Source organism: Micromonospora sp. NPDC049048, from assembly GCF_043197615.1.
GTDB lineage: Bacteria > Actinomycetota > Actinomycetes > Mycobacteriales > Micromonosporaceae > Micromonospora.
The window spans coordinates 200,038-211,511 of sequence record NZ_JBICTM010000002.1 but is presented as its reverse complement, the minus strand read 5'-3'; the positions used below and the strand labels follow the sequence as shown (position 1 = coordinate 211,511).

The window sequence follows — 11,474 nt, the reverse complement described above, 5'->3', positions numbered from 1 at the left end:
GCGGCAGTAGCGTGCCGGGTGACGCGGATCCCACGAACTGAAGGGGATGGAAACATTAACCCCATGAGAGCCCGGGTACTGGTGGTCGACGACGACCCCGCGCTCGCCGAGATGCTCGGCATCGTCCTGCGCAGTGAGGGCTTCCTGCCCTCCTTCGTCGCGGACGGGGAGCGGGCGCTGGCCGCGTTCCGCGAGAACCGCCCCGACATCGTCCTGCTCGACCTCATGCTCCCCGGCATGAGCGGGATCGACGTGGCCCGGTCGATCCGGGCCGAGTCGGGCGTGCCGATCGTCATGCTGACCGCCAAGAGCGACACCGTCGACGTGGTCCTCGGCCTGGAGTCCGGGGCCGACGACTACGTGGTCAAGCCGTTCAAGCCCAAGGAGCTGGTCGCCCGGATGCGGGCGCGGCTGCGCCGGGGCGAGGACGTCGCCCCGGAGATGCTGACCATCGGGCCGCCCGGCAACCAGATCACCATCGACGTGCCGGCGCACACCGTCAGCCGCAACGGCGAGGAGGTGAAGCTGACGCCGCTGGAGTTCGACCTGCTGGTCGCGCTCGCCCGCAAGCCGCGTCAGGTCTTCACCCGCGAGGTGCTGCTGGAGCAGGTCTGGGGCTACCGGCACGCGGCCGACACGCGGCTGGTCAACGTGCACGTGCAGCGGCTGCGGGCCAAGATCGAGCCGGATCCCGAGCGGCCGGAAATCATCCTCACCGTGCGGGGCGTGGGCTACAAGGCGGGCACCGGATAGCCTGGTCACACTGTGGCCACCTCCCCGATTCCGGACCTCCCGACGGCAGTCCCGCGCCGGCGTGCCGCCGCGCGGGAGCTGTGGCGTGCGACGAGCGGCCGGGCCGCGCGCCTGCTCTCCGGGCTGCGCCAGGCCTGGCGGCGGTCGCTCCAGCTGCGGGTGGTGACCATCACACTGGTCGTGTCCAGCCTGCTGGTGGGCGGTTTCGCCTACCTGATCGCCGACAAGATCACCGGCATCCTGGTGGAGAACGTCGAGACCGACGTGCGGCTGCGGCTGGGCAACGGCGCGGAGTACGCGCGCAGGCAGTTCGGCCTCTACAACCAGCCGCAGGAGGCACAGCTCCAGGACACGATCGAGGGCACGGTCAACTACCTGGCCGGCGGTGACCCCCAGCAGACCACCGGCGTGATCGTGGCGATCGCCGCCGACAACCACACCGACGCCATCCAGCCCCGCTCGTCGCCCGCGGTCAACGTCCGTCCGCTGATCAGTCCCGAGCTGCGCGAGACGGTCGCCGGGGGCAAGGTCGCCAGCCAGATCCGCACCGGCCGGCTGGGCGAGGAGCGCACGAAATACCTGGTCTACGGCTCGCCGGTGCCCACGAAGTTCGGTCAGGTGGAGCTCTACTACCTCGTGCCGCTGGCCCGGCAGGACGCCACGGCCGCCGACGCCCGGGACACCGTGATCGCCACCGGGGCGGCCCTGGTGCTCCTGCTCGCCCTGCTCGCGGGCCTGGTCACCCGGCTGGTGGTGACCCCGGTGCGGGTGGCCGCCCGTACGGCCCAGCGGCTCTCCGCCGGCCTGCTCGACCAGCGGATGGTGGTCAACGGCGAGGACGACCTCGCCCTGCTCGCGGCGTCGTTCAACCAGATGGCGACCAACCTGCAACGGCAGATCCTGCGGCTGGAGGAGATGTCCCGGCTGCAACGCCGCTTCACCTCCGACGTCTCGCACGAGCTGCGCACCCCGCTGACCACGGTCCGGATGGCCGCCGATCTGATCTTCGCGGAGCGCGACGAGTTCGACCCGGCGGTGGCGCGCAGCGCCGAGCTGCTCCAGGCCGAGCTGGACCGGTTCGAGGAGTTGCTGACCGACCTGCTGGAGATCAGCCGGTTCGACGCCGGCTTCGCCATGCTGGACTCCGAGCCCACCGACCTGGTGCCGGTCGTGCACCGGGTGGCCGACCGGCTGGCGGGCCTCGCCGAGCGCGTCGGCGTGGCCATCGAGCTGGACGTCCCCGCCACCCCGGTGATCGCCGAGGTGGACCCCCGGCGGGTGGAACGGGTGCTGCGCAACCTGGTCGGCAACGCCGTCGAGCACGGCGAGGCGAAGCCGGTGCGGATCACGCTCGGGGCGGACGACACGGCGGTGGCGATCACCGTCCGCGACCACGGGGTGGGGCTCAAGCCGGGCGAGGAGAAGCTGGTGTTCAACCGCTTCTGGCGGGCCGACCCGTCCCGGGCCCGGCAGACCGGCGGCACCGGGCTGGGCCTGTCGATCAGCCTGGAGGACGCCCGGCTGCACGGCGGCTGGCTGGAGGCATGGGGCGCGCCGGGGCAGGGCGCCCAGTTCCGGCTCACCCTGCCGTCGCGGGCCGGCGACCGGCTGACCACCTCGCCGCTGCGGTTGGTCCCGGCCGACGCCGCGCTGCCCTTCGGTGGGCCGCGCTCGGGCGGGCTGCTGGCCATCAGCCCCGGCACGGGGGGCGCGCTCGCGATCGGCCCGGGCGCCGACGACGCGCTGACCGTCGGCCCGGGGCGTCCGGGCAGCGGGCACGCGGAGGTGGGGTCGTGATGCGCCGGCTGCTCGCCGGACTGCTCGGCGGCGTGCTGCTGCTGGGCGGCGCGGCCGGTTGCGGCATCCCGGAGAACACCGAGGTCCGGGTGAAGGGGCCGGGGCCGGCGGGGGAGGGCGGCTCGACCAGCGGCAGCCGGGGCGAGCCCCCGAGCCGGAGCGCGAGCGGCAGCGACGCCGAACAGTTCGTCGAGAACTTCCTCTCCGCTGCGGCCGGCGAGCCGGACCGGGCCTACGAGCGGGTCCGGCAGTTCATCGTGTCGACCGACCGGGACCGCCTCCAGGTGAAGCAGGGCAGCGCGGTGGCGCTGACCGTCGTCCGGCTCACCGAGGAGCCGGCCATCGTCTACGCCCCGGACCGGACCGAGGTCACCCTCAAGGTGCAGCAGGTCGGGCAGCTGCGTACGGACGGCACGCTGGCCCCGCCGGAGACGAGCACCACGGCGTACACGTTCGAACTGCGCAGCCAGCCCGGGCCGGAGGGCCTGACGGACGGCGGGCTGTACGTGGCGAACCCGCCGACCGCGCTGCTGCTCAGCGTGGAGGCGCTGGAGACGTACTACCAGAGCCGGACGATCTACTTCTGGAACAACGACCGCACCCGGCTGGTCCCCGACCAGCGCTACCTGCCGCTCGCCGTGCCCGACGAGCGGCGGGTGAGCGAGGTGGTCAAGTGGCTGACCGCCGGCCCCTCGGCGTGGCTCGGCACCGCCGTGAGCAGGTTGCCGGACGGCACCCGTCTGATCAACAACGCCACCCGGACGGACGGCCGCTGGGAGGTCGACCTGGAGATGCCGGAGGACAAGGCCCGGCTGGAGCAGCTCGGCACGCAGCTCGCCTGGTCGCTGTCGGACCTCGACGGGCCGCTCGACATCAAGGTCCGTAACCAGTCCCAGGAGTTCATCCCCGACCTGGAGCGGCGCCGCATGGAGCGGCCGGTGTACCAGCTCACGGAGAACCCTCAGCGATTCTGCGTCTACGAGGGCGCCGTCCACCCGTTGGCCTACCCGGGAGAGCCGAGCGGCCCGGTGCCCGTGGACGCCAGGGTGAACCGGAACGTCGTCTCCGCCGGGCTCAGCCGCGCCGACAACCAGATCCTGGCGGCGCTGGTGGTCACCGACGCCGACCGGCAGTGGCTCTCCGTCGGCACCGGCACCGGTCCGGTGTCCGTACTCACCCGCGGCGCCAAGGGCTACGCGGCCATGAGCCGGCCGGTCTGGCTGCGCTCGACGTACCGGGGGCAGCCGGCCGGGCTGGTGGTCGCCGACGGCAGCCTCTACCGCTTCGACGCCCAGGCGCAGCTCACCGCCCTGTCGCTGGGCGTACCCGGCCCGGTGACCGCCGTGGCGGCCTCGCTGGACGGGTACCGGATCGCCGTCATCGCCGGTGGTGCGCTCTACGTGGCCGCCCTCAGCCCCGACGGCGCGGGGGCCACCCTCGGCCCGGCCCGTCGGCTGCACACCCGGCTGACCAGCCTGTCGGCCGTCGACTGGTACGGCGAGAACACCCTGCTCCTCGCAGGCGCGGTCGGCCGCTCGGCGGTCTACGAGGTCAGCGTGGACGGCGCCCGGGAGAGCCGGCTGGAGGACAAGATCGGCGCCCGGGTGACGCACCTCGCCGCGTACCCGGCGAGCGTGGGGCGTCTCGGCGCCGCCATGTACGAGGCGAACGGGGTCGCGTACCGCAGTGGCCCGTTCGAGCGCATCCAGCCCGAGCAGGTGCAGGAGGTCGCGCCGCCGTCGACCGGGGCACGCGAGGGCAACCCGACCGCCCCCTTCTTCCTCTACTGATCCGCGTGCGGGATCTCGGCGGGCTCTGGGCGGACCTCACCGACCTCGTGCTGCCCGTGGACTGCGCCGGCTGCCGGGAACGCCGGCCGGGGCTGCGCCACGGCGTCTGCCCGGAGTGCGTGGCGGCTCTCGGCGCGCTGCGCCCCAGGGCCGTACGCCCCACTCCCGCCCCGCCCGACCTGCCGCCCTGCGCCGCCCTCGGCCCGTACGCCGGCCCGCTGCGGGAGGCGCTGCTGGCGTACAAGGACCATGGGCGGCACGGGCTGGCCCGGCCGCTGGGTGCGCTGCTCGCCGAGGTCGTGGCGGCGGCGGTGGGCGAGGCCCGCCCGGTGACGTTGGTGCCGGTGCCGGACACCGCGGCGGCGGCCCGCGCCCGCTACGGCGACCACCTGGGCCGGCTGACCCGGCACTGCGCGGACCGGCTGCGCCGGGCCGGCTGGCCGGTGCGGGTGCGGCACCCCCTGCGGGCCCTGCCCCGTCCGGACTCGGTGACGCTGGACAGCGCCGGTCGGGCGGCGGCGGCCGAATCCGCGTTCCGGGTCCGCCAGCGGGTCCCGTCGGGGCCCGACGGGACCGCGGTGGTGGTGCTCGACGACATCCTGACCACGGGGGCCACCCTCGCCGCGGTGGGGCGGGCGCTGACCGCGAGCGGGCTGTCACCCACGGTCGCCGCGGTGCTCGCCGCGACCGAGAAACGGCACCGTTCGTAACCGATCGTGTTTCCGTTTCACCCGTTGGTGTATGAGGTGTGAAAAATCTCGAGCCTCCTCCGCGACCGGGGGTGACTGCCGAGCGAACAAGAGTTAGCGTTTTCGTGTCGGGGGTAGGAGTTCTTCCCACCCGCCCCCGGCGGTGAAAGGAGGCGTAGCCGCACTGACCGGTCGACGCCGAGTGGGGCCTCCCCCGGGGCGCGCGACCGGATGCCGGAACGCACGACCGTCCGAACTAGGGAGGTCACATGGACATCGTGGTCAAGGGCCGTAACGTCGAAGTGCCGGATCATTACCGGGTGCACGTGGCGGAGAAACTCGCGAAGATCGAACGCTACGACCACAAACTTATTCGTGTCGATGTAGAGCTTTTTCACGAGCGCAATCCGCGCCAGGCGGACCACTGCCAGCGCGTCGAAATCACCTGCGTTTCCCGTGGCCCGGTGATCCGGGCGGAGGCCTGCACGAACGACTTCTACAGCGCGCTCGACGCGGCCATCGCGAAGCTGGACACCCGGCTGCGTCGGGCGGCCGACCGCCGTCGCGTCCACCGGGGCCGGCACGCGCCGCTCTCCGTCGCCGCCGCCACCGCGGGCCTGCCGGTCGCCGGCCTCGACACGCCGCTGGGCGCCGCCCCCGACGGCTCCGGCACCGCCACCGCCGTCGCCGAACGGGTCGAGGAGGAGGAGCACGACCAGCCCTGGCACATCGCGCGGGAGAAGGTGCACCCCGCCGAGCCGATGACCGTCGACGACGCCCTGTTCCAGATGGAACTCGTCGGCCACGACTTCTACCTGTTCCAGGACAAGGAGTCCGGCCGCCCGAGCGTCGTCTACCGGCGGCACGCCTACGACTACGGAATCATCTCCCTCGCCGTCTGACTCCGGCGTGGTGGTGGCGGCCCGGGCCGCCACCACCACGGCCCCGGGCCGGCCTCCGGGCGGCCGGCGACACCGACGCCGGGTGCGCCTCCCGTGCCGCAGCCGCGCAGCGCCCGGGTCGCTGCGGCTAAGCGCCCGTGCCCGCAGCCAGCGCCCGGGTCGTAGCCGCTCAGCGCAGGTCGTCGGGGAGCAGCCCGAAGACCAGGTCGTCGAACCGGGTGCCGGGCAGTCCCGGCAGGCGCCCGCGCAGCAGGCCCTCGCGGCGGAATCCGACCCGCTCCAGCACCCCGTGCGAGGCGGTGTTGTCGGGCACGGTGCCGGCGACCAGCCGGGCCAGCCCCGCCGGGCCGAACGCCCAGCCGGCCAGTAGCCGTACGGCCCTCGTGGCCAGTCCGCGTCCCCGTTGGTCGGGCAGCAGCGCGTAGCCGACCGAGCCTTCGCCGGCCGCCGCGTCGGAGATGCTCAGCCCGCAGCTGCCCGCCGGTTCGCCGGTGACCGCGTCGAGGATCACCAGCCGGGCGATGGTGCCGGTGAGCCACGCGCTCTCGGCCAGCAGGCAGCGCCGCTCGATGGCCGCCCGGGTCGGCGGCACCGGCGGGGCCTGGTTCGCCACCACCTCCGGCCGGGTGTGCAGGCGGTACATCAGGTCGACGTCGTCCGGGCCGAGCCCGTGCAGGGTCACCACGCCGTCGGTGAGCCGGCCGTCGGGCAGGTCCGGCAGGATCCGGGGGACGGGACCGGGCGGGTCGTCGGCGAGCCGTACCCACGCCAGCAGGTCCGCCCGGCCGCCGCCGCGCAGTTGGCCGGCCGCCCGGCGTACGCCCTCGTGGCGGAAACCGGCGGCGAGCGCCACCCGCTGGCTGGCCGGGTTCTCGGCGTGGGTCATCAGCTCCAGCCGGTCGAACCCGTGGCGCAGCGCGGAGTCGGCCAGGGCCCGCGTCGCGGCGCTGGCGACCCCGCGCCGGCGCGCCCACGGCGCGACCCAGTAGCCCACCTCCGCCTGCCGGCGCGGTGGCACGACCTGGCCGACGCCCGCGCCGCCGACCAGGCGGTCGGTGGCGCCGTCGGCGATGGCGTACGCGGCCCCGCCGTTCGCCCAGGCCGCCGGGGCGCCCTCGGTGACCCACCAGCGCGCGTCGGCCTCGGTGTACGGCTGCGGCATGCCGGGGTTGAACCGCAGGTTGAGCGGGTCGCCGCAGCCGGCGGCGAGGTCGGCGACGTCGGCGGGGCGGAACTGCCGCAGCCGCACCCCGTCGGCCTCGATCACCTCGGGTGTCACGCCAGGTCGCCGGGGAGCAGCGCGCCGAGCCAGGCGTCCACCCGCCGGCCCCGGTGGGAAAGCCCGGCGCGGAGGGTGCCCTCGACCGTGAAACCGGCCTTCTCGGCCACCCGGCGGGAGGCGGTGTTGCCGACGTTGGCCTTCCACTCGATCCGGGCCAGGCCCAGCGTGGTGAAGCCCCAGGTGCTGAGCGTGGTCAGCGCGGCCGGCATGACGCCACGCCCCCGGGCGTACGGCGCGGTCATGAAGCCGACGTCGGCGAGCAGCGGGTCGGCGGGGGACAACCGGAGGTCGATCGAGCCGAGGTACCGGTCGTCGGCGTCGGCGACCACGTAGCAGGCGCTGGTGCCGCTGGCCCAGGTGCCCCGGGTGTAGGTCACGTAGGACTCGGCGTCGGCCCGCTCGTAGGGGTCGGGCACGGTGGTCCACCGGATGGTCTCCGGGTCCCGGCAGGTGTCGACGACCGCCGCGAGGTCGCGCTCGTCCATGGGACGCAGCCGCAGCTCGGTGCCGGCGACGGTGGCGAAGAGGACGGGCTGGGGCCGGCCGAAGACGGCGGCGCGGCGGGCCTCCAGCGTGCCGGGACCGGCGGGGCCGGTCTCGCCGGGCGCGGGCACCTCGCCGGGGAGCAGCGAGCCGATCCAGCCTTCCGGGCTGCCACCCGGCGCCGGGTCGGCGAGCCGCAGCCGGCCCTCGACGCGGAAGCCAGCCCGGAGCGCGGCCAGCCGGGACGCGTGGTTGCCCACCTCGGCCTGCCAGATCAGCCGGCGCAGCGCCAACGCGTCGAAGGCCCAGCGGGCGACGGCCCGGGTGGCCCGGACGCTCACGCCCGCGCCACGGGCCCAGGGCGCGGTCCAGTAGCCGATCTCGCCGGAGCGCAGGCCGGCGTCGATCGAGACGAGCCCGCAGGAGCCGAGCAGCTCGCCGGTGGCGGCGTCGCAGACGGCGAACGGCGCTCCGGTGCCCGCCGACCAGTCCGCCGGGGCCGCCTCGGTCACGAAACCGTGGGCGTGTCCGGGCAGGTACGGGCGCGGTACGGTGGTCCAGCGCTGGATGTCCGGGTCCTGGCACGCCCGGAGCACCGCGTCGGCGTCGTCCGCCTGCCAGGGGCGCAGCAACAGGCCGTCTTCGACGATCTCCACAGGCTTCACCCGAGCCATCGTGCCGGAACGTTCGCGCACGGCGTAACCGGATTTCGGCGGGGCGGCGCGAGTCGGGCGTGTTATGTCGGTTTCGCCAACGCGGAGGGCCGCCACCAGTGACCATCGCGCCGATGAAGCGCCTACGATGGGTCGAGACTGTCTAGGGGAGCGTTGATCCGTGTCGATTCTGGAAAAGGTCCTCCGCGCGGGCGAGGGCCGTATGGTGCGCCGGCTCAAGGCCATCGCCGCCGCCGTCAACTCGATCGAGGACGACTACGTCAACCTCACCGACGACGAGCTGCGCGCCATGACCGACCAGTTCAAGGAGCGGCTCGCCGACGGCGAGACCCTCGACGACCTGCTGCCGGAGGCGTTCGCGGTCTGCCGGGAGGCAGCCGCCCGGGTGCTCGGCCAGCGGCCGTACGACGTCCAGGTGATGGGCGGCGCGGCGCTGCACTTCGGCAACATCGCCGAGATGAAGACCGGTGAGGGCAAGACCCTGACCTCGGTCATGCCGGTCTACCTCAACGCGCTCTCCGGCGACGGCGTGCACGTCATCACCGTCAACGACTACCTGGCCCAGCGCGACGCCGGCTGGATGGGCCGGGTGCACGAGTTCCTCGGCCTCACCGTCGGCGTGGTGCTGCCCAACCGGCCGGCCAGCGAGCACCGGGCCGCCTACGAGTGCGACATCACCTACGGCACCAACAACGAGTTCGGCTTCGACTACCTGCGCGACAACATGGCGTGGTCGAAGGAGGAGCTGGTCCAGCGCGGCCACAACTTCGCCGTGGTCGACGAGGTCGACTCGATCCTCATCGACGAGGCCCGCACCCCGCTGATCATCTCCGGCCCGGCCGAGCACTCCGCCCGCTGGTACGGCGAGTTCGCGGCCGTCGTGGCCCGGCTCCAGCCCGGCAAGGACGGCGAGGGCGACTACGAGGTCGACCACTCCAAGCGCACCATCGCGGTCACCGAGCGCGGCGTGGCCAAGGTCGAGGACCGGCTGGGCATCGACAACCTCTACGAGTCGGTCAACACCCCGCTGGTGGGCTACCTCAACAACGCCATCAAGGCCAAGGAGCTCTACAAGCGCGACAAGGACTACATCGTCAGCGACGGTGAGGTCCTGATCGTCGACGAGTTCACCGGCCGCATCCTGCACGGCCGCCGCTACAACGAGGGCATGCACCAGGCGATCGAGGCCAAGGAGGGGGTGGAGATCAAGCAGGAGAACCAGACCCTGGCCACCATCACCCTCCAGAACTACTTCCGCCTCTACTCGAAGCTCTCCGGCATGACCGGCACGGCCCAGACCGAGGCGGGCGAGTTCAACAAGGTCTACAAGGTCGGCGTCGTGACCATCCCGACGCACCGGCCGATGGTCCGGCAGGACCGGCCGGACGTGATCTACAAGACCGAGAAGGCCAAGTTCCACGCCGTCGTCGAGGACATCGCCGAGCGGCACGCCCTGGGCCAGCCGGTGCTCGTCGGCACCGTCTCGGTGGAGAATTCCGAGATCATCTCCCAGCTGCTGCGTCGACGCGGCATCCCGCACTCCGTGCTGAACGCCAAGTTCCACGCCCGCGAGGCCGAGATCGTCGCCCAGGCCGGCCGCAAGGGCGCCGTCACCGTCGCCACCAACATGGCCGGCCGCGGCACCGACATCCTGCTCGGCGGCAACCCCGAGTTCCTCGCCGCCAACGAGCTGCGCCAGCGGGGTCTCGACCCGGCCGAGCAGGAGGAGGAGTACGCCAAGGCGATGGAGGAGGTCCTGCCCCAGTGGAAGCAGGCCTGCGACGCCGAGGCGGAGGAGGTGGCCGCCGCCGGTGGCCTCTACGTGCTGGGCACCGAGCGGCACGAGTCCCGCCGCATCGACAACCAGCTGCGCGGCCGGTCGGGCCGGCAGGGTGACCCGGGCGAGTCCCGCTTCTACCTCTCCCTCCAGGACGAGCTGATGAAGCGCTTCCGCTCCGGCGCCGTCGAGGCGGTCATGGAGCGCTTCAACATCCCGGAGGACGTGCCCATCGAGTCGAAGATGGTCACCAAGCAGATCAAGAGCGCGCAGGCCCAGATCGAGGGCCAGAACGCCGAGATCCGCAAGAACGTCCTCAAGTACGACGAGGTCATGAACAAGCAGCGCCAGGTGATCTACGCCGAGCGGCTGCGGGTGCTCAACGGCGAGGACCTCTCCGACCAGGTCCGCAACATGATCGACGACGTCGTCGGCGCGTACGTGCAGGGGGCCACCGCCGACGGCTACGCCGAGGACTGGGACCTGGAGCAGCTCTGGGCCAGCCTCAAGCAGCTCTACCCGGTGGGCGTGACGATCGAGGAACTGGAGGAGGAGGCGGGCGGCTCCCGGGCCGGCATCGACGCGGACTTCCTGCTCTCCCGCCTCAAGGATGACGCGCACGCCGCGTACGACCGGCGCGAGGAGCAGCTCGGCGAGGAGGGCGTCCGCCAGCTGGAGCGGATGGTCCTGCTCCAGGTCATCGACCGCAAGTGGCGCGAGCACCTCTACGAGATGGACTACCTCCAGGAGGGCATCAGCCTGCGGGCGTACGCCCAGCGCGACCCGGTGGTGGAATACCAGCGCGAGGGCTTCGACATGTTCGCGAACATGATGGACGGCATCAAGGAGGAGACGGTCGGCTTCCTCTACAACCTCGAGGTCCAGGTCAACGAGCCGGAGCCCGAGGCCGAGGAGGTCCAGCTGCTCGAGAAGCCGGTCGAGATCCGGGCCAAGGGCCTGGGCCGGGCGCCGCAGCAGCAGGGCCTGCAATACTCCGCGCCGACGATCGACGGCGAGGCCGGTGCCGGCGCGGTGGCCGTGGAGCGTGCCGAGCAGCAGGCCCCCGCGCTGGGGGTCGGTGGCTCGGCTCCGGCCGCCCCGGGGACGACCGCCCCGGCGGCGCCGCAGCGCCCGGCGTCCGGCCTGCGCGGCCCGGGCGTCCCGGCGGCCAGCAGCCGGCGGGTGGCGCCGGGGCAGGCGGACGCCGGCAACGGCCCGTCCCGCAACGCGCCGTGCCCGTGCGGGTCCGGCCGGAAGTACAAGCGCTGCCACGGCTCCCCCAACGGCGGCGCGTGAGAATCGGTTGAGCGGGCCCGCGCCCGCCTGA

8 protein-coding genes are annotated in these 11,474 nt (G+C 73.2%); 6 read left to right on the top strand and 2 right to left on the bottom strand.

The features are described from left to right. Positions 1-63 precede the first annotated feature (63 nt). The 5 genes from mtrA to hpf all read left to right on the top strand — a co-directional run bounded on the left by mtrA (position 64) and on the right by hpf (position 5,931). Positions 64-753: an MtrAB system response regulator MtrA gene (gene mtrA / locus ACGFIG_RS06380; RefSeq protein ID WP_089001893.1), complete on the top strand. Its 690-nt coding sequence runs from the start codon at positions 64-66 to the stop codon at positions 751-753. A 12-nt stretch (positions 754-765) separates the two neighbouring features. Continuing rightward, positions 766-2,550: an MtrAB system histidine kinase MtrB gene (gene mtrB, locus ACGFIG_RS06375; protein ID WP_392999842.1), complete on the top strand. Its 1,785-nt coding sequence runs from the start codon at positions 766-768 to the stop codon at positions 2,548-2,550. After that, positions 2,547-4,340, top strand: a complete 1,794-nt coding sequence (locus ACGFIG_RS06370; protein WP_392999840.1) for an LpqB family beta-propeller domain-containing protein — start codon at positions 2,547-2,549, stop codon at positions 4,338-4,340. The genes mtrB and ACGFIG_RS06370 overlap by 4 nt, the downstream gene beginning before the upstream one ends. 47 nt (positions 4,341-4,387) lie before the next feature. Next, entirely contained in the window at positions 4,388-5,050 is a 663-nt protein-coding gene (locus tag ACGFIG_RS06365) for a ComF family protein (protein ID WP_393001331.1), read from the top strand. A 248-nt stretch (positions 5,051-5,298) separates the two neighbouring features. Continuing rightward, positions 5,299-5,931: a ribosome hibernation-promoting factor, HPF/YfiA family gene (gene hpf, locus ACGFIG_RS06360; protein WP_392999838.1), complete on the top strand. Its 633-nt coding sequence runs from the start codon at positions 5,299-5,301 to the stop codon at positions 5,929-5,931. Between the two features lie 169 nt (positions 5,932-6,100). Here the strand turns inward: hpf and ACGFIG_RS06355 are convergent, their stop codons facing one another. Together ACGFIG_RS06355 and ACGFIG_RS06350 are read right to left on the bottom strand one after the other, a co-directional pair. Then, positions 6,101-7,210 (bottom strand): GNAT family N-acetyltransferase, encoded by a 1,110-nt coding sequence (locus tag ACGFIG_RS06355; RefSeq protein WP_392999836.1) that lies wholly within the window; start codon positions 7,208-7,210, stop codon positions 6,101-6,103. Then, positions 7,207-8,370: a GNAT family N-acetyltransferase gene (locus tag ACGFIG_RS06350; protein ID WP_393001329.1), complete on the bottom strand. Its 1,164-nt coding sequence runs from the start codon at positions 8,368-8,370 to the stop codon at positions 7,207-7,209. The genes ACGFIG_RS06355 and ACGFIG_RS06350 overlap by 4 nt, the downstream gene beginning before the upstream one ends. Positions 8,371-8,530: 160 nt before the next feature. Between ACGFIG_RS06350 and secA the strand changes: the two genes are divergently transcribed. Further along, positions 8,531-11,443 carry a preprotein translocase subunit SecA gene (gene secA / locus ACGFIG_RS06345; protein ID WP_392999834.1) on the top strand — a complete coding sequence of 971 codons (2,913 nt, stop codon included), beginning with the start codon at positions 8,531-8,533 and terminating at the stop codon, positions 11,441-11,443. Positions 11,444-11,474: the final 31 nt, after the last annotated feature.